Raw genomic sequence first — 20,697 nt, 5'->3', positions numbered from 1 at the left:
AGATCGAAAAAAGGGCAGCCGCGCGCTGCCCTTTCTACATTCGTTGACGTAATTACCTGTCTTACTTGCCGCCCGCCAACTCCTCACGCACTTGCGCGCCGATCTCGAACGAGCGCAGCCGTGCCTTGTGATCGTAGATCTGTGCGGTGAGCATCAACTCGTCGGCACCGGTTTGTTCGATGACCGACTTCAAGCCTTCGCGCACCGTCTCACGATCGCCCAGCACCGTGCAGGCAAGCGAGTGCGCCACGCCATTCAATTCCATCTCCGACGCATCGAGCCGTTCGACCGGCGGCTGCAACTGACCCGGCGTGCCGCGTCGCAGGTTGATGAACTGCTGCTGCAGCGAGGTGAAAAGACGCTGCGCTTCTTCGTTCGTATCGGCGGCGAACAGATTGACGCCGACCATCGCATACGGTTTGTCGAGCGCAGCCGACGGACGGAATTGCGAGCGATACACCTGCAACGCCGTGAGCATGTAATCCGGCGCGAAATGCGAAGCAAAGGCGAACGGCAGACCGAGCGCCGCCGCGAGTTGCGCGCTGAAAAGCGACGAGCCGAGCAGCCACAGCGGCACGTTCAGCCCCGCGCCCGGCACCGCGCGAATGCGCTGGCCCGGCACGGGGTCGGCGAAATAACGCTGCAATTCGACGACGTCGTCGGGAAACGACTCCGCGCTATTTTGCAGATCGCGGCGCAGCGCGCGGGCAGTGCTCTGATCGGTGCCGGGCGCGCGGCCGAGGCCCAGGTCGATGCGGTCGGGATACAGCGAGGCGAGCGTGCCGAACTGTTCGGCGATAACGAGCGGCGCATGGTTCGGCAGCATGATGCCGCCCGAGCCGACGCGGATCGTTTTCGTGCCGCCCGCGACGTAGCCGATCACCACCGAGGTCGCCGCGCTGGCGATGCCCGTCATGTTGTGATGTTCCGCGAGCCAGAAGCGGCGGTAATTCCAGTTTTCCGCGTGCTGGGCGAGGTCGAGCGTATTCCTGAACGCGTCTGCCGGCGTGGCGCCCGCGGTGACCGGCGAGAGGTCGAGGACCGAGAAGGGGATCATTGTCTGTTCACTTGTTGTTTCCGGCGCTTTCGCGCGATGGGGCATTCTCGCAAAGGTTGTGCTTTTCTGCTGACGGTGCCGCGATGCCCACGTTCGTGAAAGGGGGTTTGCTCGCGCGCGGCGTTGGAAAGGCAGAACGCGTCGCTAGAGGGTCCGAGCGTTACATGCAAATCCGATATAGATATGGCCGATCAATATTTAACAAGCGCATGTCGCGCTGCTACCTTAACCCCTCGCACGAAAGCCATGCATCCAGCCAGTCACGTCACCGCCCCGCCGGGCAGAAACCATTCAGGGAGACACGCACGTGTCCATCGAATTCATCGGCATGATCCAGACCCGCAAGGTGTCCGAAACCCACGCGGCGCAAGGTCCCGTCATCGACATCGATTACGTCGAACAGTTTGCCCGCGCGCATGAAGCCGCGGGCTTCGACCGCATCCTCGTGCCGCATCATTCCACTAGCCCCGATGCGCTGTTGACGATCGCGCACGCGGCGAGCGTGACCAGCAAGGTGCACTTCATGCTCGCGCATCGGCCGGGTTTTGTCGCGCCGACGCTCGCCGCGCGTCAACTGGCGACGCTCGATCACTATTCGGGCGGCCGCCTCGCGGTCCACATCATCTCGGGCGGCGACGACACCGATCAGCGCCGCGACGGCGACTTCCTCTCGCACGACGAACGCTACGCCCGCACGGACGAGTACCTGCACATCCTGCGGCGCATCTGGACCGAGGCCAAACCCTTCGATCACAACGGCCAGTATTACCGCTTCGAACAGGGCTTCTCTGAAGTAAAGCCGGTGCAGCAGCCGCATATTCCGGTGTACTTCGGCGGCGCGTCGGCGCCCGCGCTCGAAATCGCCGGCCGTCACGCGGGCGTCTACGCGCTGTGGGGCGAGTCGAAGGCGCAAGTGCGCGAGCAGGTCGCCCGCGTGCGCGCGGAAGCCGCGAAGCACGGCCGCACCGTGCGCTTCTCGGTGTCGTTCCGGCCGATTCTCGCCGCTACGGAAGCGGCCGCTTGGGAGCGAGCGGAACATATCCTCGAAGAAACGAAGCGGCTGCGCGCGGCGCAAGGGATCGGCGTGGGCGGACCCGCGCAAAGCGAAGGCGCACGGCGGCTGCTCGCGGCATCGGGCGATTCGGATCGCGTGGACGAGCGGTTGTGGACCGGTATCGCGAAAGAAATCGGCGGACGCTCGAATTCGACTGCGCTCGTCGGCACGCCTGAGCAAGTGGCCGATACGCTCGCCGAATATCACGCACTTGGCGTCTCGACGTTCCTCGTGCGCGGCTTCGATCCGCTGGAAGACGCCATCGACTACGGCCGTGAACTGATTCCCGCCACTCGCGAACGTATCGCGCGCGTCGAGCGCGTGGCGGCGTGAACGGAGGCGCCATGACCGATCTGTCTCTCACCACGTTCGCCAAGGAACTACCGGCAATCCAGCGTCACGCGCCGCAACGCAAATTCTGGTTCGACGATGTACCGCCGCGCGAGAGCGTCGCCGCTGAACGCCGCTATCGGCAGGAGCGGCTCGCGGTGGCGTTTCGTCTCTTCGCGCGCTACGGTTTCGATCAGGGGCTCGCGGGCCACATCACCGCGCGCGATCCGGAATGGCCCGATCACTTCTGGGTGAATCCGTTCGGCAAGCATTTCAGCCGCATCCGCGTGTCCGATCTGCTGCTGGTGAATGCCGAGGGCGAGATCGTGGTCGGCGAGGGACCGGTCAATCAGGCGGCGTTCGCGATTCACGCGGCGATTCACGAAGCGCGTCCCGACGTGGTCGCGGCGGCCCACACGCATTCGCTGTACGGCAAGGCATGGTCGACGCTCGGCCGTACGCTCGATCCGCTGACTCAAGACTCGTGCGCCTTCTATCAGGATCACGCGTTGTTCGACGATTTTCGCGGCGTCGTGCTCGATACCGATGAAGGCGCGCGGATTGCCGCGGCGCTCGGCGAGCGCAAAGCGGTGATCCTGAAGAATCACGGCATTCTCACGGCCGGCCCGAGCGTGGAAGCGGCGGCGTGGTGGTACATCGCGCTCGACAACGCGTGCCACGCGCAACTGCTCGCTGAAGCCGCCGGCACGCCGCAAGCGATTCCGCACGACATCGCCACGCTCACGCATGAACAGGTCGGCCGCGCGGGCGGCGCGCTGTTCGCGTTCCAGAGCCTGCTGGAAGGGCTGGTCGAAGCCGAGCCCGACGTCCTCACCTGAACGCTCCCACACGATGACTCAACGTACGAATTCGCCGGTTTCGCACCGGCGTCGCCGGCTCATGGCTGCGCTGTCAGCCGCGTTGCCGGCTGCGGCATGGCTCGGAGCGGGCAGCGGTTTGATCGCCCGCTCCGCCGTTGCTGCCACGCCCACGCCCAACACCGCAACCGGGCCGCGTCTGGACCTGAGCAAAGTCCGCCTGCGCGTCGCCACTTACAAAGGCGGCGACGCCACGCTGCTGAAAACCGCGGGCCTGACCGATACGCCTTACACGATCGACTGGTCCGAATTTCAATCGGGCAACGCGATGGTCGAAGCGATGAATGGCGGCTCGCTCGACATCGCCTCGGGCAGCGAGATTCCACCGATCTTCGCGCGCCTGCAGAACGCGCAGATCCGCGTGATCGCCGTCTATAAGGACGATGTCAACAACCAGGTCGTGCTGGTGCCCAAAGGCTCGACGATCCGCTCGATCGCCGATCTCAAGGGCAAGCGCGTCGGCTATCTGCGCGCGACCACCACGCATTACTACTTGCTGCGCATGCTCGAGGAAGCGGGACTCTCGTTCAATGACATTCAGGCGACCTCGCTCGCGCCGCGCGACGGCTTCGCCGCTTTCAACGCCGGCTCGCTCGATGCCTGGGCGATCTATGGCTACAACGTGCCGCTCGCGATCTCGCAGGCCGGCGCGCGCGTGCTGAAAAACGCCAACGGCTATCTGTCCGGCAATTACCTGTACTACGGGCATCCGGCGACGCTTGCCGATCCGCTGCGGCGCGCCGCGTCCGCGGATCTGCTGGTGCGCTTGCAACGCGCGTGCACGTGGTTCGCGCAACATCAGGACGCGTACGCGAAGGTGTTGTCCGCCGAGTTGCGCGTGCCGGAGGAGGCGATCCTCTCGCTCTATCGCAACCAGAGCCAGGCGCGCCGCGTCACCGGCATCACGGGGGCGGATATTGCGAGCGAGCAGCAGGTGGCCGATACCTTCGCGCGTGCCGCCGTAATCGAGCGGCGTGTCGATGTCGCACCGCTGTGGACCGACACCTTCAACACCGCGCTCGCCAAAGGTGCGTGAGCGCGCCATTCGAACCTACCTTCTGAATACTCGATGTCTCAAGCCCTGAGGTCGGACCGCCTGCGCGCGTTCGCCGGCCGGATTGCGTCGCTCGTCGACGAAGCGGCGCCCGAAGCGCATCTGCTGGAAACCGGCGGCGCCGCGCTGCGCGAACTGATCGCCCACGACGACTGGCTGCCCGACGCCTTCGCGCAACCCGATCCCGAGCGGTATCAGCAGTACCTGTTGTACGTGGACGCGCGGCAGCGTTTTTCAATCGTCAGTTTTGTGTGGGGACCGGGGCAGGCGACGCCGGTGCACGATCACACCGTCTGGGGTTTGATCGGTGTGCTGCGTGGCGCGGAAATTGCGCAGGGTTACCGTATCGCCGCCGACGGCGCGCTACAGGAAAACGGCGCGGCAAAACGACTCGACGCCGGCGCCGTGGATGCAGTGTCGCCGCGCATCGGCGATATTCATCGTGTGAGTAATGCTTTTGGTGACCGTACGTCGATCAGCATTCACGTGTACGGTGCAAATATCGGCGCGGTAAAACGGTCCGTCTATCCGGACGGCGCCGCACGCAAGCCCTTTGTCTCCGGCTACGCGAACGACGTGTTGCCGAATATCTGGAATGTTGCGAAGGAGTCCCCGATCTCATGAGTTTCGTTCAGGCATTTCGTACCCGATCATTCGAAGACGTGCGCCGCGCACTGCTCGAACGCGAGGAAATCGCGCTCGTCGACGTGCGCGAGGAAGATCCGCACGCCCGCAGTCATCCGCTGTTTGCCGCCAATCTGCCGCTGTCGCGGCTCGAACTCGACGCGCCGGTGCGCTTGCCGCGCCAGGCGGTGCCCATCGTGCTGTTCGATTCCGGCGAAGGACTCGCCGAACGTGCCGCGCGCCGTCTAGGCGAGCTGGGCTATACCGACGTCGCTCTGCTTGAAGGCGGTTTGCAAGGTTGGCGCGCGGCCGGCGGCGAGCTGTTCCAGGACGTCAACGTGCCGAGCAAGGCGTTCGGCGAACTGGTGGAAAGCGTGCGTCATACGCCGTCGCTGACCGCGCCGCAAGTGCAGGCGCTGCTCGATCACGAAGCCGACGCGGTGGTGCTCGACGCACGCCGTTTCGACGAATATCACACCATGAATATTCCCGGCAGCATCAGCGTGCCGGGCGCGGAGCTGGTGCTGCGCGCGCGCCAGCTTGCGCCGAATCCGGCGACGCGGATCATCGTCAATTGCGCGGGGCGCACGCGCAGCATTATCGGTGCGCAGTCGCTGATCAATGCGGGTGTGCCGAACCCGGTCGCGGCGCTGCGCAATGGCACCATCGGCTGGACGCTGGCTGGCCAGGCGCTCGCACACGGCAGTTCGCGCAGGTTCGAGCCGATTGTCGACGATCAGCTACGTCTGGCCGCCGCCGATTCGGCGCGCACGGTGGCGGATCGCGCGAAGGTGGGCCGCACTTCACGCGACGAAGCGCGCCGCTGGGCCGGCGAAGCGGTGCGCACCGTGTATCGCTTCGACGTGCGCACGCCGGAAGAATACGAAGCGGGCCACGTGCCCGGTTTTCGCAGCGCGCCGGGCGGCCAGCTCGTGCAGGAAACCGATATGTTCGCGCCGGTACGTGGCGCGCGCGTGATCCTCGCGGATAACGACGGTGTGCGCGCGAACATGACCGCGTCATGGCTCGCGCAGATGAATATCGAGGTGTATGTCGTCGATGGTTTGATGGCGGCGGACTTCGGCGAGAAGGGCGCGGCGCCCGCGGTTCGCCATGCGCCCACGGCGCCCGACGCCGACGAGATCACACCGGCCGGACTGGTCACGCTGCTGCAATCGCGAGGCACCGCCGTGCTCGATTTCACCAGCAGCGCGAATTACGTGAAGCGGCATATTCCCGGCGCGTGGTTCGTGATTCGCGGCGAACTCGAGAAAGCACTGCACAAGCTGCCGGATGCGCAGCGTTTCGTCGTGACCTGTGGCAGCGGCGAGCTCGCGCGCTTCGCCGCTCCCGACGTCGCGGCATTGACCGGCAAGCCGGTGCAGGTGCTGAGCGGCGGCACGACGGCGTGGATCGAAGCGGGCTTGCCGCTCGAGAGCGGCGAGACGCGCATGGCGTCGGCGCGCATCGATCGTTACCGGCGGCCTTATGAGGGCACCGATAACGCGCGCGAAGCGATGAACGCGTATCTGGAATGGGAGTATGGGCTTGTCGCGCAACTCGGGCGCGACGGTACGCATGGGTTTCGCGTGATCTGAGCGGTTTGCTGCGACGAAACCGTCGAAACAGGCGAAGTGAGCGCGGGCGGCGCGGCTCAGGCCGCGCGCTGCGTGCGCGCTTCCTTGAACTGCCGCTCGACAGCCGCGCCGAAACGTTCGACAGGCTGTTGCAGTTTGCCGAGCACGCGCGGCTGCACGAGCCAGATGTCGATCAGCGGCTTGAAGTCGCTGATCGGAATGATATCGAGCGTGTCTGCGTGGGCGCTCATCTGCAGTAACGGCAGCGGCACGAGACCCAGACCGTTGCCGTCCGCGACGAGCTGCAATTGCAATTCGTTGCCGAGCGTTTCCAGGTTCAGCTTGAGGGCGAGCCCGAGCCCGGTGAGCGCGCGTTGCAGGCCGTCGCGGAAACCGCAGCCGTCCGGGTTCAACACCCAACCGATCGACTGGCATTCCGCCAGCGTATGCGCTCGCTTTTTCAGCAGCCCTTTCTGCGCGACCACCGCCAGTTTGATGCGACCTAGCGAGCGGGCCGACAGCGCGTCGTCGAAGGTCTTGTTGCTGGGCAGCAGGATCGCCGCCGCGTCGAGTTCGCCCTGTTCGACGCGTTGCAGCAGTTGACTGCCCCAACCGGTCGACGCGCGCGCCTGCAAGTCGGGATAGTCCGTCTTCAGAACGCGCATCGCCTCGGTCAGCGCGATATCCGCAATCGTCTGCGCGACGCCGAGACGCAGCGTGCCGACTGGCGGCGTGTCGGTGGCGACGATCTCGCGCAGCACGTCGAGTTCACGCTGGATCACGCGACATTGTTCGTAGACGATGCGTCCCGTGGCCGTCGCCTTCAGCGGACGCGTATTGCGGTCGAGCAGTTCGACGCCGAGCGCTTCCTCGAAATTCTGCAAGCGGCGCGTGATCGCCGGTTGCGTGAGGCCGAGCGAGAGCGCTGCCTGCTGCAGCGATTGACAGCGAATCACGGTGACGTAGGCGTCGATTTCGTCGATCTTCATGATGAGCGGTGAGCGGATAGAGGCGCAAAAGAATGCGCTCGATGATACCCGCGTCGGCGCGTACCCGCATCGGCCGCGTAAGAAAATTTCGCATATTTGCTTAGCAGAATAATGCGTTTGTCTTATACAAAGGCCTGCCTTATCGTCGATGGCAAATCAACTCGTTGCCACGACACACGCGCTGCCCATGACGACTTCCCGTTTTTCTTTCGCAATCCGATCTGTTGTGCGACGTGCGTGGTCTGTAACGCCCGGCGTTGCCGCGCTTGCTGCGTCAGCGTTGCTGTGCGCCGCGCCATCGTATGCCGCCGATCTGCCGGTGCTCAAGGTCGGCGATCAAGCCTTGCAAACGCGCGGCATTCTCGAAGCGTCCGGCCAGTTGAAAGACCTGCCGTACAAGATCGAATGGTTCAACTTCCCGGCAGCGCAGCCGCTTGGTGAAGCATTGAATGCGGGTGCGGTCGACGTCGGCGGTCTCGGTGACGCGCCGCTCGTCTTCGCGCTGGCCGCCGGCGCACGAGTGAGGGCGGTCGCGGCGACGCGCTCGAATCCGCTGGATCTGGCGATCGTGGTCGGCGCACAGTCGCCGCTCAACGACGCGGCGAGTCTGAAGGGCAAGCGCATTGCCACGACGCGCGGCTCGATCGGCCACTACCTCGCGTTGGCCGCATTGAAAAAGGCCAACGTGCCGCTCACCGACGTCACCTTCGTATTCCTCGCGCCCGCCGATGCGAAAGCGGCGCTCGCCTCGGGCAGTGTCGATGCATGGTCGGTGTGGGACCCGTACACGGCGCTCGGAGAAGCGCGCGATCACGACCGCATCATCGCCAACGGCGTCGGTCTGTCGGAAGGGCTGAGCTATCAGGTCGCCACTGAACGCGCGATCACCGACAAACGCGCGCAACTCGCCGACTTCCTGCGGCGCGTGGCAATCGGCCAGCGCTGGGCGCTCTCGCATCCCGACGAAGTCGCGGCGATGCAGTCGCGTGTCACGGGCCTGCCGACCGATGTGCTGAAGACCGTCTATCAGCGCGGCCAGGTGCATCCGGTAGCGATCGACGACAGCGTCGTGGCCGCACAGCAACGCACGGCGGACACCTACGAAGCCGCCAATGTGATCCGCGCGCATCTGGACGTGCGCCCGAGCTTCGATCGCAGCTTCCCTTTGCCTTGACGCGGCCAGCCGGACTCTGCGCATGAATGCCCCGATTGCCGACAGCGTCGTGACACGGCGTCATCCACTGTTCGAAAGCGATGCATTCGACGCATTGCTGGCGCAACTCACGAATGAGTTCGCCGCGCGCGCTGCGCACCATGACCGCACGGCTGAATTCCCGCATGCGAATCTCGCGCGCCTGCACGAGTTCGATCTGCTTTCGCTGACGGTGCCCGCAGCGCTCGGCGGCGCGGGCGCGAGCCTGCCGCAGGCCTTGAAGGTGGTGCGCGCGGTGGCGCGCGGCGAGCCGTCCACGGCGCTGGTGCTGGTGATGCAGTATTTGTTTCATCATCGCTTGCAGGGCAATCCGCACTGGCCGGTCGAACTGCGCGAACGCGTGGCGCGCGATGCGGTGCGTGAGGGCGCGTTGATCAACTCGCTGCGTGTCGAACCCGAACTCGGCACGCCCGCGCGCGGCGGCTTGCCGTCGACGATCGCGAAGCGCCGCGCGGACGGCTGGGTGATCGACGGCAGCAAACTGTATTCGACCGGCAGTCCCGGTCTCACCTGGCTCGCGGTGTGGGCGCGCAGCGACGAGACGCCGCCGCGCGTCGGCGTGTGGCTGGTGCACCGCGACACGCCCGGCGTGCGAGTAGGCAACGAATGGAATCATCTCGGCATGCGCGCCACCGGCAGTCACGAACTGGTGTTCGACAACGTGTTCGTGCCGGCCGCGCAGGCAGTGGATGTGCATCCGCCGGGCGCGCCGGGCGCCGGGCTCGATGCGCTCGGCGTGGCGTGGATGAGCGTACTGTTGTCGGCGGTGTACGACGGCGTCGCGCGGGCCGCGCGCGACTGGTTCGCGCAATGGGCCGTGGACCGCACGCCGGGCAATCTCGGCGCGCCGCTGTCGAGCCTGCCGGCCTTCCAGCAGACGCTCGGCCGCATCGACGCGCTGCTGTTCAGCAATCGCGTGCTGCTCGACGCGAGCGCGCGTGCCGAACACGTGACGCTCGACGAAGCGCCGCTCGTCAAATACACGGTGACGAACCAGGCGATCGAGGCCGTGCAACTGGCGATCGAAGCGAGCGGCAACCCCGGTCTTTCGCTTGACAATCCGCTCGAGCGTCACTATCGCGACGTGCTGTGCGCGCGGATTCACACGCCGCAAAACGACTCGGTGCTGCAGGCGGCGGGACGCGTGGGTTTTGCATCGATTTCGCGCGATTGAAATGCCTCGTCGAAAGCCGTTGAAGGCCTCGCCGCTCAACGCAAATCATCTGCCAATTCGGTGTAAACGCGCTCTCGTCTAAACCCGCCAATCCGTTTAGATTAACTGCACTTGGAAGGCTTATCGAGGGACCAGGGCGGCCAATCAAGCAGCGGTTTGCCATTCCGGCGATGGCGCAAGGTCAGCAGCCAAGGTTGCTCACCGCTTCGCCCGGGACCAGACCGCTGCGCGTCGTCCGCGGTGCTTCGTTTTCAGGCGGCCAGTCGGCCGCTTTCACTTTCCGGTTGACCGTATCGACCGACCCGGCGACGCTTTGCACAGCGTCGCCTTTTTGCTTGTGGCGCCGGTTTTTTAACGTGCTTTGCCGTCTGCTTTGCCACGTTGCCTCCCGCCGTCGCCGCCTCTTGCCGCCACCATCGTGTACGACCGCGCACACCGCCGTGCCGCGTCCGCTCGCGGTTTTGCCCGTGCGCGGTTATCCTGTAGCAGACACTACACAACGGGATGCGGGCTTCGCAGCCTGCGTCCGTACAGGAAAAACTCGCTGTGAGCCTCAAACTGCTGACTGTCGCCATGCTGGCCGCGTGCGTCGCGCTGACCGGTTGCGACGACCAATCGAGCGACCGAGCCGTGCAAAAACTCAAGGAATTTTTCAACGCCGTCAAACCGGATGCGTTGTTGCTCAAGGACATGACGCCGGGCGTCACGACCGAAGCGCAGATCCGCGACCAGATGGGCAAGCCGGAAACCGAGCGCACGTTCACCGACGGTTCCAAACGCTTCGAATATCCGCGCGGCCCGCAAGGCCTGAATACGTACATGGTCGACATCGATCGTGACGGCAAATTGCAGGCGATCACCCAGGTGCTGACGGCTGCCAACTTCGCGAAGATCCGCATGGGCATGAGCGAGGACGAAGTGCGCCGACTGCTCGGCAAGCCCGGCCAGGTCGCGGTGTTTCCGCTCAAGCCGGAAACCGTGTGGAGCTGGAAGTGGCGTGAAGGCGGCGTGACCGAAGAAGGCATTTTCAACGTGCATTTCGATCAGTATCAGAAGGTGTACACGACATCGCGCTCGGATGTGATTCGAGGACGATAGAAGTTAGAAGAGAGAAGCGGGGAAGAAGATGATTCGTCGACGTCGATACAGCCGGATCGGGCTGGTGTTAGGGGGCGGCGCCGCGCGCGGCTGGGCGCATATCGGCGCGATTCGCGCGCTGCACGATGCGGGCATCAAGCCCGATGTGGTCTGCGGCACGTCGATCGGCGCGCTGGTGGGCGCCGTGTACGCGAACGGCGACCTCGACTGGCTCGAGGAGTGGGTCGCGCGGCTCACGTGGCAGACGGTGGTGCGCCTGCTCGATCTGCGTCTCTCGGGTGGGCTGCTCGGCGGGCGCAAGGTGATCCAGCTGTTCGCCGACAAATTCAATGGCCGTTCGATCGCGCAACTGAACATGCCGTTCGCGGCGGTCGCCACCGAACTCGATTCGGGCCGCGAAAGCTGGCTGCAGGACGGCAGCGTGGTCGACGCGGTGCGCGCGTCGATTGCGATTCCGGGCATTTTCACGCCGGTGTGGCACAACGGTGTCTGGCTGGTGGATGGCGGCTTGAGCAACCCGGTGCCCGTTTCGGTGGCGCGCGGCATGCGCGCGGACTGCGTGATCGCCGTCGATCTGAACAACGATATTCTGAACGGCCGCGATTTCGGCGGCGCGGTGGTCGACACACCCGCCATCGATCCGAGCGCGCCGCCGCCGCTCGCACTTCGCCGCAACGGCAAGCCGTGGCCGCGCTGGCTCGCGCCTGCGGAGGGGCGCGCCACGGACGACGTGCGCGTGCCGCCCGCGCCGAGCGCGCGCGTGCCGTCCATGCTGAGTTCGATCGCGCAAAGCATCGACATCATGCAAGTGCGGATTACGCGCAGCCGTCTCGCGGGTGAGCCGGCGGATATCCTGATCCAGCCGCGTTTGGGCGGCATGGGGATTTTCGACTTTCACCGTGCGGCGCCGGCCATCGAGGAAGGGCGCGCAGCGGTGGAACATATGCTGCCCGCGATTCGGGCAAGGTTGGGGATTGACTGACGTCTATCGAAAAAGCGACCCGAAACTTGCTAAATCGCGGCGGCGCTCGCTGCGCGTTCCCCGCCTTACAAATCCCAATTCCCCGCAAGACCAAGCCCTGCAAGACGCACGGCACGCCAAAGCACGCTTTGCTGCGTCGCAACAAAGCGTCGGCACGCCTTTGAGAAATTAATTTTCGCTTGCGAGACTCCGCGCCATGCTGGACGAGTGGGGCAGACACAAGCCGATACCGTCCGAGACATCCTCAAACAACCTGGATGGAGACACGCGTGTTCCTATACGGCTTTGGTCCGGTGTTGCTGGCCGGCACGATCCAGACAATCGAGCTGTCCGTCCTGTCGCTGGCGGCCGCCGTGCTGCTCGGCCTCGCGGGCGCGGCGGCGAAACTCTCATTCAGCCGCCCGCTGCGGGCAATCGCGACCGGCTACACGACACTGATCCGCTCGGTGCCCGACCTCGTGCTGATGCTGCTGCTGTTCTACAGCATCCAGATCGCGGTCAACAATCTCACCGACGCGCTGAATCTCCCGCAATTCGATATCGATCCGTTCGTGGCCGGCGTGCTGACGCTTGGCTTCATCTACGGCGCGTACTTCACCGAGACCTTTCGCGGCGCCTTTCTGGCGGTGCCGCGCGGCCAGCTCGAAGCAGGCAGTGCGTACGGCATGAGCGGCGCGCGGGTGTTCACACGCATCCTGTTCCCGCAGATGATGCGTTTCGCGCTGCCGGGCATCGGCAACAACTGGCAGGTGCTGGTGAAGGCGACGGCGCTGGTGTCGATCATCGGTCTCGCCGACGTGGTCAAAGCCGCGCAGGACGCCGGTAAAAGCACCTTCAACATGTTCTTCTTCATCCTGGTCGCCGCGCTGATCTATCTGGCGATCACCACCGCTTCGAATCTCGTGCTGATCTGGCTGGAAAAGCGCTATTCGATCGGCGTGCGGCACGCGGAGCTCTAAGACCATGATCGACATCCTCAATCAATTCTGGCGCGCGTTCCTGTACTGGGACGGCCAGCGCATGTCCGGCCTCGCGGTCACGCTGTGGCTGCTGGTGGCGTCGATCGGCATCGGCTTCGTGCTGGCGATTCCGCTGGCGGTGGCGCGCGTTTCGAAGAAGCGCTGGCTCTCCACGCCGGTGCGTCTTTACACTTACGTGTTTCGCGGCACGCCGCTGTACGTGCAGCTGCTGCTGATCTATACCGGCATGTACAGCCTCGAATTCGTGCGCTCGCATCAAGTGCTGGACGCATTCTTCCGCAGCGGTTTTCACTGCGCGATTCTTGCCTTCGCACTGAACACCTGCGCGTACACCACGGAGATTTTCGCCGGCGCGATCCGCTCGACCTCGCACGGCGAAGTGGAAGCGGCCCGCGCCTACGGCATGAGCTGGTTCACGATGTACCGGCGCATTGTGATACCGTCCGCGCTGCGCCGGGCCTTGCCGTTGTACAGTAACGAAGTGATCCTGATGCTGCACGCCACCACGGTCGCCTTCACGGCCACGGTGCCGGACATCCTGAAGGTGGCGCGCGACGCGAACTCGGCCACTTACCAGTCGTTCGACGCGTTCGGCCTCGCGGCGCTGATTTACCTCGTGGTGTCGTTCGCGCTGGTGGCTTTGTTCCGCCGCGCCGAGCGTCATTGGCTGGGTTATCTGGCGGTGCGCACGCATTGAAGCGCGCCGTGTTTGCAGTGGATGGCGCGTTATCCTCGCGTCGTCACGAAGATTGATCCGTATTTTCAAAGGGAGAGCATCTTGCTCCACACGACTCAAACCGAAGCTTGCAAGCTCGCCGTACAGGACATCCACAAGCGCTACGGCGACAACGAAGTGCTCAAGGGCGTGTCGCTCAATGCGAATAAGGGCGACGTGATCAGCATCATCGGCGCGAGCGGGTCGGGCAAGAGCACCTTCTTGCGCTGCATCAATTTCCTCGAGCGGCCGAACGCCGGGCAGATCGTCGTCGACGGCGAGACGGTGAAGACCAAAACCGACCGTGCCGGCAATCTCGAAGTCGCCGATCACAAGCAGCTGCAGCGCATCCGCACGAAGCTCGCCATGGTGTTCCAGCATTTCAACTTGTGGGCGCACATGAATGTGATCGAGAACATCGTCGAAGCGCCGATTCATGTGCTGGGTCTGAAGCGCAAGGAAGCCGAAGACCGCGCGCGGGAATATCTCGAGAAGGTCGGTCTCGCGCCGCGCCTCGAAAAGCAGTATCCGTCGCATCTGTCGGGCGGTCAGCAGCAGCGTGTGGCGATTGCCCGCGCGCTGGCCATGAACCCCGACGTAATGCTGTTCGACGAGCCGACTTCCGCGCTCGACCCCGAACTGGTCGGCGAAGTGCTCAAGGTCATGCAGAAGCTCGCCGAAGAAGGGCGCACCATGATCGTCGTCACGCACGAAATGGGTTTCGCGCGCAACGTGTCGAACCATGTGATGTTCCTGCATCAAGGCCGCACCGAAGAAGAAGGCTTGCCCGCGGAAGTCCTGACCTCGCCGCGCAGCGAGCGGCTCAAGCAGTTCCTCTCCGGCAGCCTGAAGTAACGCGCGGCTCACGCCGTAGCGTTTGACTCGCTCAGCGATGGCTCGCACGTCCAGCCCGGCTCGCACCACGCAGGTCGCAATCGTCGCCTTGCCGCCCGTGTCGATGTCGGGCGTCGGGCCGATTGTCGACGCGCTCAATCTCGCCAATGAAATCGACGGCCGCGCGCTGTACCGCGTGCAGGTGTGTTCGTGGGACGGCCGCGCGGTGCCGCTCGCGGGCGGCGCGCACTGGCCGGCCGACGCCGCCTTCGGCGATGCGATCTCGTGCGACTGGCTGATCATCGTCAGCGAGCGCTTTCAGCAATTCGCCGATTACCGCCTCTTTCTTGCCAGCCTCTCGCGCGTCGGTCAGCGCACGCCGCTCGTCACCGGCATTCATCACGGCGTATGGTGGCTCGCCATGGCAGGGCAGTTGTCCGGCTATCGCGTGAGCGTCAATTGGGAAACCTATCAGCAGTTCTCCGAGCAGTTCGAGCGCTCCATCGTCACGCAACAGATTTTCGAAATCGACCGCGATCGCGCGACCTGTGCGGGCGGCCAGGCGACCGTCGACTTCATGCTGGCGATGATCGGCCGCGAGCACGGTCCCGAACTCGCGGACCGGATTGCCGATACGCTCGGCGTCGGCGTGCTGCGCGCGGGTGAGGAACGTCAGCGCATTCCGTTCGTGACCGCGCCGGGCGAACGCCATCCGCGCCTGAACGACGCGTTGCTGCTGATGGAAGCGAATATCGAAGACCCGCTTACCACCGACGAGATCGCGGGTCTGGTCGGCGTATCGCGGCGGCAATTGGAGCGCCTCTTTCGCCAGTATCTCGGCTCGATGCCGTCCAAATACTATCTGGGACTGCGGCTTTCGAAAGCGCGCACGCAATTGCAGCGCACCAGCAAGTCGGTGGTGCAGATTAGTCTCGCTTGCGGTTTTTCGTCGGCGGCGCACTTTTCGAATGCGTACCGCGAACGCTTCGGTGTCACACCGCGCGAGGATCGTCGGAACTGGATCGACAAGCAGACCGGCGCGAGCGGCGCCGCGGCCAGCGAGCCGCGGCCGGGCGCGCTGATCGAACCGCCGGATCAGGCGGATTGAAGCTGACTGAGACGCGGACAGAAACGCGGACAGAAACGCGGACTGAATCGCGGACAGAAACGCGCTGGCCAGGCGCTAAACCCGTCCCGTTCGCGTGGAACCTCATAGAAAGCGTCGCGTATGCGCAAGACGGATCGCGTGCGGTTTCCTACACTACCTGTATTACCTCTCACCTGTAACGAGGATTTGCCATGAACGACCTGACAGTGACACGCCAGACCTTCGACGAAGTCATGGTGCCGGTGTTTTCGCCCGCCGCCTTCGTGCCGGATCGCGGTCTCGGCTCGCGCGTCTGGGATACGCAAGGCCGCGACTATATCGACTTCGCCGGCGGCATCGCCGTCACCGCTCTGGGTCATGCGCATCCCGAACTGCTGAACGTGCTGCACGAGCAGGGCGGCAAGCTGTGGCACATCGGCAATGGTTACACCAACGAGCCGGTGCTGCGCCTCGCCAAACGCCTCGAAGACCTGACGTTCGCCGACCGCGCGTTCTTCGCCAACTCGGGCGCGGAAGCGAACGAAGCCGCGTTGAAGCTGGCACGCCGCGTCGCGTTCGACCGCCACGGCGCGGACAAATTCGAGATCATCTCGTTCACCCAGTCGTTCCATGGCCGCACGTTCTTCACCGTCAGCGTCGGCGGCCAGCCGAAGTATTCGGAAGGCTTCGGCCCGGTGCCGGCCGGCATCACCCACTTGCCGTACAACGACATCGAAGCCGCGAAGAAAGCCATCGGCGCGCAAACCTGCGCGGTGATCGTCGAGCCGATTCAGGGCGAAGGCGGCGTGATCCCGGCGGATCCGGCGTTCCTGAAGGCGCTGCGCGAAGCCTGCGATCAGCACGGCGCACTGCTGATTTTTGACGAGGTACAAACGGGTGTGGGCCGCAGCGGCTATTTCTACGCGTACGAGGAAACCGGTGTGACGCCGGACATCCTGACCACCGCCAAGGCGCTCGGCAACGGTTTCCCGATCGGCGCGATGCTGACCACCAACGAACTGGCCGCGCATTTCAAGGTCGGCGTGCATGGCACGACGTACGGCGGCAATCCGCTCGGCGCGGCGATCGCTGAAAAGGTGGTCGAACTGGTCAGCGATCCGAAACTGCTCGAAGGCGTGCGTTCGCGCAGTGAAGCGTTGAAGGGCCACCTCGCCAAGCTGAACGAACGCTTCGGCCTGTTCACGGAAGTGCGCGGCCGGGGTCTTCTGATCGGTGCGGAATTGACCGACGCATTCAAGGGCCGCGCGAAAGACTTCGTCACGGCGGCAGGCCAGCATGGCGTGATCATGTTGATGGCCGGTCCTGACGTGCTGCGCTTTGTGCCGTCGCTGATCATGCCGCTCGACGACATGAATGAAGGCTTCGAGCGACTCGCGAAGGCCATCGAAACGATCGTCGGCGCGAAGGCTGAAGCGGCGTCGCATTGATACACGGCATTGATCACGCGTCACATTCAACAGGAACGATGATGCTCTTCGTACGCCCAGGCCGCCTCGCCGATCTCGACGCGCTCGAACACATGGCGCGCACCGCGCAACCGGTGCTGCATTCCCTGCCGCACGACCGGCGTGCGCTCGAAGCGCGCGTCGCGTTGTCGGAAGACTCGTTTCGCGCGGAGGTCGATTTCCCGGGCGAGGAGTTCTATCTGTTCGTGCTCGAAGATGCGCTGAGCGGCAAGCTGATGGGCACGGCGAGCATCGTCGCCGCGGCCGGTTACTCGGACCCGTTCTACGCGTTTCGCAACGACGCGCTGATTCATGCGTCGCGCGAACTGCACGTGAACCGCAAGATTCACGCGCTGACCATGTCGCATGAGCTGACCGGCAAGAGCCGTCTCGCGGGCTACTACATCGATCCGTCGCTGCGTGGCGACGCCGCCGCGCATCTGATGTCGCGCGCGCGGATGATGTACATCGCCGCCAATCGCAAGCGCTTCACGCCCGAGGTGTTTTCGCTGCTGCTCGGCGTCACCGACGAGAACGGCGTGTCGCCGTTCTGGGAAGCGGTGGGGCGCAAGTTCTTCGGCCGCAACTTCGCCGACATCGAGATCGAATCGGGCGGCCGCAGCCGCACGTTCATCGCCGAAGTGATGCCGACGTATCCCGTGTATGTGCCGTTGCTGCCCGAGGCGGCGCAGCGCGTGCTCGGCGAGCCGGATTCGAAGGCTTTGCTCGCATACGACATTCATCTCGAGGAAGGCTTCGAGACGGATCGCTACATCGACATATTCGACGCGGGTCCGGTGTTGACCGCGCAAGTGGATCGCAGCGCCTGCGTCACGCGCAACGAATCGCGTGTGGTGCACGAGAACCATGCGGCCGCTGACGGTTCGACGTATCTGATCGCGCATAACGGCGCCGATGGCGAATTCCGCTGCGTGCTCGGCGAATTGCCGGCAGGTAAAGAAGCGGGCGCGTCGTTGCCGCACGCGGCGCGTGCCGCGCTCGGCGTGGAAGAGGGCGACACGGTGCGCTGCGTGCCGCTGCACCAGCCGCATCAGGAAGAACAATCGGGAGAGGCACGATGATCGTCGTTCGCGTTGTGCAACGAGGCGATGTGGACGCGCTCATGCGGCTCGCGCAGGAAACCGGCCCGGGTCTCACCACCTTCAAGCCGGACCGTGAGGCACTCGCGGCACGCGTGGAACGCGCGCGCCGCACGATGGAAGACAAGGCCGAGCCGCATGAAGCCGGCTACTTCTTCGTGATGGAAGACACCGACACGGGCGACGTCGCCGGCGTGTGCGGAATCGAAACCTCGGTCGGCCTGCAGCAGCCGTTCTACAACTATCGCGTGAGCACGGTGGTGCACGCGAGCCAGGACCTCGGCATCTGGACGCGCATGCGCGCGCTGAACATCTCGCACGACCTGACGGGTTATGCTGAAGTGTGCTCGCTGTTCCTCAGCCCGCGTTATCGCACGAGCGGCGTGGGCGGCCTGCTGTCGCGTTCGCGCTTCATGTTTCTCGCGCAGTTTCGCGAGCGCTTTCCGCAACGTCTGTGCGCGGAATTGCGCGGCCATTTCGATGCCGAAGGCACCTCGCCGTTCTGGCGCGCGGTCGGCTCGCATTTCTACCAGATCGATTTCAACGCGGCGGACTACCTGAGTTCGCACGGCCGCAAGGCGTTTCTCGCCGAGCTGATGCCGCGCTATCCGGTGTATGTCGAGTTGTTGCCGGAAGAGGCGCAGCAATGCGTCGGCCTCACGCACAACGACACGATTCCGGCGCGCCGCATGCTCGAATCGGAAGGGCTGCGTTACGAGAACCACGTCGATATCTTCGACGCGGGGCCGGTGCTCGAATGCCATATCGCCGACTTGCGCACGGTGCGCGAGAGCGTGGTGGTGCCGGTCGAGATCGGCGTGTCGAGTGCGCCGCAGGATGGACCGAAATCGATGGTGTCGAATACGTCGTTGAGCGATTTTCGCGTCGGCGTCGTGGCGGGCGTGCCGCAGGACGGCGTATTCCGCCTGAGCGCGCTCGAAGCCGCGGCACTCGACCTCAAGGCGGGCGACCTCGTGCGCGTGCTGCCGCAGAAACACAAACAGGGATGATCATGAGCGAGCTTTTCATCGACGGCGAATGGGCCGCCGGCACAGGACCCGCATTCGCGTCGCACAACCCGGGCACGGGCGCGACGGTGTGGGAAGGCAACAGCGCCTCGGCGGACGACGTCGATCGCGCGGTGCGCAGCGCACGCCGCGCGTTCGCCGCGTGGTCGGCGTTGAGCCTCGACGAGCGTTGCGGCGTGGTGCGCCGCTTCGCCGCGCTCGTGACCGAGCGCAAGGAAGCGCTGGCTGAAGCGATCGGCCGCGAAACCGGCAAACCGCTGTGGGAAGCGCGCACCGAAGCGGCGTCGATGGCGGCCAAGGTCGAGATTTCGATTCAGGCCTATAACGAACGCACCGGCGAGAAGCGCTCCGCGATGGCGGACGGCACAGCGGTGCTTCGGCACCGTCCGCATGGTGTGGTGGCCGTGTTCGGGCCGTACAACTTTCCAGGTCATTTGCCGAACGGGCATATCGTGCCGGCGCTGATCGCGGGCAATGCGGTCGTGTTCAAGCCGTCGGAACTCGCGCCCGGTGTGGCCGCGCTCACCGTGCAGATCTGGCGCGATGCCGGTTTGCCGGCAGGCGTGCTGAACCTCGTGCATGGCGAGAAGGACACCGGCATTGCGCTCGCGAACCATCGGCAGATCGACGGCCTGTTCTTCACGGGTAGTTCGGATACCGGAACATTGCTGCACAAGCAATTCGGCGGCCGCCCGGAGATCGTGCTGGCGCTGGAAATGGGCGGCAACAATCCGCTCGTGATCGGACCGGTGGCCGATGTCGACGCCGCCGTGCATCACACGATTCAATCGGCGTTTCTGTCGGCGGGTCAACGCTGCACCTGCGCGCGCCGCATTTTCGTGCCGAACGATGCATTCGGCGACCGCTTCATGGAACGCCTCACCGAGGTCACCTCGCGCATCACCGTTGGTGAATACAACGCCGATCCGCAGCCGTTCATGGGTGCTGTTATCTCGGCGCGTGCTGCATCGCGCCTGGTCGCGGCGCAGGAACGTCTGCTGGCCGATGGCGCCAAGGCGCTGCTGAAGATGGAACAACGCGACCCGAAGCTCGGGTTCGTGACGCCCGCGATTCTGGATGTCACAAGCGTGAAGAACCTGCCGGACGAAGAACACTTCGGGCCTTTGGCGCAAATCATCCGCTACGGCAGCTTCAACGAGGCGCTGGAACAGGCCAACGACACCGAGTTCGGCCTCTCCGCCGGCCTGCTCGCCGACGACGAAGCGCTCTGGACGCACTTCCAGCGCACCATCCGCGCGGGCATCGTCAACTGGAACCGGCCGACCAACGGCGCATCGTCGGGCGCGCCGTTCGGCGGGCCGGGCCGCTCGGGCAATCACCGGCCGAGCGCTTACTATGCCGCCGACTACTGCGCGTTCCCGATGGCATCCGTCGAAAGCGCGCAACTGCAAATGCCCGCGAGCGTCTCGCCGGGCCTTCAATTCTAAGGATCGACG

Annotated in this window: 19 protein-coding genes; 17 read left to right on the top strand and 2 right to left on the bottom strand. The window is 64.6% G+C overall.

Annotation, left to right across the window (positions count from 1 at the left end):
* Window positions 1-61: 61 nt before the first annotated feature.
* On the bottom strand, window positions 62-1,057 hold the full coding sequence (locus P0D73_RS05730; protein ID WP_408280268.1) for an LLM class flavin-dependent oxidoreductase: 996 nt from the start codon (window positions 1,055-1,057) through the stop codon (window positions 62-64).
* A 307-nt stretch (window positions 1,058-1,364) separates the two neighbouring features.
* Here P0D73_RS05730 and P0D73_RS05725 point away from each other — a divergent pair, with 307 nt between their 5' ends.
* The 5 genes from P0D73_RS05725 to P0D73_RS05705 all read left to right on the top strand — a co-directional run bounded on the left by P0D73_RS05725 (window position 1,365) and on the right by P0D73_RS05705 (window position 6,595).
* A complete protein-coding gene (locus P0D73_RS05725; protein WP_408430222.1) occupies window positions 1,365-2,444 on the top strand; it encodes an LLM class flavin-dependent oxidoreductase in 1,080 nt (359 codons plus the stop codon).
* Window positions 2,445-2,455: 11 nt separating this feature from the next.
* The gene (locus P0D73_RS05720; RefSeq protein WP_408179302.1) at window positions 2,456-3,280 is read left to right on the top strand and encodes a class II aldolase/adducin family protein; all 825 of its coding nucleotides are present in this window, start codon (window positions 2,456-2,458) and stop codon (window positions 3,278-3,280) included.
* A gap of 61 nt (window positions 3,281-3,341) precedes the next feature.
* Window positions 3,342-4,355: an ABC transporter substrate-binding protein gene (locus P0D73_RS05715; RefSeq protein ID WP_408179301.1), complete on the top strand. Its 1,014-nt coding sequence runs from the start codon at window positions 3,342-3,344 to the stop codon at window positions 4,353-4,355.
* A gap of 33 nt (window positions 4,356-4,388) precedes the next feature.
* Window positions 4,389-4,997, top strand: coding sequence for a cysteine dioxygenase family protein (locus P0D73_RS05710; RefSeq protein ID WP_408430220.1), 609 nt, complete (start codon window positions 4,389-4,391; stop codon window positions 4,995-4,997).
* Complete coding sequence (locus P0D73_RS05705) at window positions 4,994-6,595, top strand: rhodanese-related sulfurtransferase (RefSeq protein ID WP_408430218.1); 1,602 nt, start codon at window positions 4,994-4,996, stop codon at window positions 6,593-6,595. Before P0D73_RS05710 ends, P0D73_RS05705 begins: the two co-directional genes overlap by 4 nt.
* A 56-nt stretch (window positions 6,596-6,651) precedes the next feature.
* Here P0D73_RS05705 and P0D73_RS05700 read toward each other — a convergent pair whose 3' ends face one another.
* On the bottom strand, window positions 6,652-7,563 hold the full coding sequence (locus P0D73_RS05700; RefSeq protein WP_408318477.1) for a LysR family transcriptional regulator: 912 nt from the start codon (window positions 7,561-7,563) through the stop codon (window positions 6,652-6,654).
* A gap of 226 nt (window positions 7,564-7,789) precedes the next feature.
* On the opposite strand from P0D73_RS05700, the gene P0D73_RS05695 reads away from it, so the two are divergent.
* The 12 genes from P0D73_RS05695 (at window position 7,790) to astD (ending at window position 20,688) form a co-directional block, all read left to right on the top strand.
* Complete coding sequence (locus tag P0D73_RS05695; protein ID WP_408430215.1) at window positions 7,790-8,737, top strand: ABC transporter substrate-binding protein; 948 nt, start codon at window positions 7,790-7,792, stop codon at window positions 8,735-8,737.
* 22 nt (window positions 8,738-8,759) lie between these two features.
* Window positions 8,760-9,950 (top strand): acyl-CoA dehydrogenase family protein, encoded by a 1,191-nt coding sequence (locus P0D73_RS05690; RefSeq protein ID WP_408430213.1) that lies wholly within the window; start codon window positions 8,760-8,762, stop codon window positions 9,948-9,950.
* A gap of 546 nt (window positions 9,951-10,496) precedes the next feature.
* Entirely contained in the window at window positions 10,497-11,048 is a 552-nt protein-coding gene (locus tag P0D73_RS05685; RefSeq protein ID WP_116116581.1) for a hypothetical protein, read from the top strand.
* A 28-nt stretch (window positions 11,049-11,076) separates the two neighbouring features.
* On the top strand, window positions 11,077-12,030 hold the full coding sequence (locus P0D73_RS05680) for a patatin-like phospholipase family protein (RefSeq protein ID WP_132375051.1): 954 nt from the start codon (window positions 11,077-11,079) through the stop codon (window positions 12,028-12,030).
* 269 nt (window positions 12,031-12,299) lie between these two features.
* Window positions 12,300-12,989, top strand: a complete 690-nt coding sequence (locus P0D73_RS05675) for an ABC transporter permease (protein WP_132375050.1) — start codon at window positions 12,300-12,302, stop codon at window positions 12,987-12,989.
* 4 nt (window positions 12,990-12,993) lie between these two features.
* Window positions 12,994-13,707, top strand: coding sequence for an ABC transporter permease (locus tag P0D73_RS05670; protein WP_106285972.1), 714 nt, complete (start codon window positions 12,994-12,996; stop codon window positions 13,705-13,707).
* Window positions 13,708-13,788: 81 nt separating this feature from the next.
* Window positions 13,789-14,580 carry an ABC transporter ATP-binding protein gene (locus P0D73_RS05665; RefSeq protein WP_132375049.1) on the top strand — a complete coding sequence of 264 codons (792 nt, stop codon included), beginning with the start codon at window positions 13,789-13,791 and terminating at the stop codon, window positions 14,578-14,580.
* 37 nt (window positions 14,581-14,617) lie between these two features.
* Window positions 14,618-15,667, top strand: a complete 1,050-nt coding sequence (locus P0D73_RS05660) for a GlxA family transcriptional regulator (protein WP_132375048.1) — start codon at window positions 14,618-14,620, stop codon at window positions 15,665-15,667.
* A gap of 191 nt (window positions 15,668-15,858) precedes the next feature.
* Window positions 15,859-17,094, top strand: coding sequence for an aspartate aminotransferase family protein (locus tag P0D73_RS05655; RefSeq protein WP_342960979.1), 1,236 nt, complete (start codon window positions 15,859-15,861; stop codon window positions 17,092-17,094).
* Between the two features lie 41 nt (window positions 17,095-17,135).
* On the top strand, window positions 17,136-18,194 hold the full coding sequence (gene aruF / locus P0D73_RS05650; protein ID WP_408280292.1) for an arginine/ornithine succinyltransferase subunit alpha: 1,059 nt from the start codon (window positions 17,136-17,138) through the stop codon (window positions 18,192-18,194).
* Window positions 18,191-19,222, top strand: coding sequence for an arginine N-succinyltransferase (gene astA, locus P0D73_RS05645; protein WP_408280294.1), 1,032 nt, complete (start codon window positions 18,191-18,193; stop codon window positions 19,220-19,222). The genes aruF and astA overlap by 4 nt, the downstream gene beginning before the upstream one ends.
* A 2-nt stretch (window positions 19,223-19,224) precedes the next feature.
* Window positions 19,225-20,688 (top strand): succinylglutamate-semialdehyde dehydrogenase, encoded by a 1,464-nt coding sequence (astD, locus tag P0D73_RS05640; protein WP_408280296.1) that lies wholly within the window; start codon window positions 19,225-19,227, stop codon window positions 20,686-20,688.
* The last annotated feature ends 9 nt before the right edge of the window (window positions 20,689-20,697 follow it).

This window comes from Paraburkholderia sp. RL18-101-BIB-B, assembly GCF_046026985.1.
Lineage (GTDB): Bacteria > Pseudomonadota > Gammaproteobacteria > Burkholderiales > Burkholderiaceae > Paraburkholderia.
This window is presented reverse-complemented; position numbering and strand designations above follow the sequence as displayed.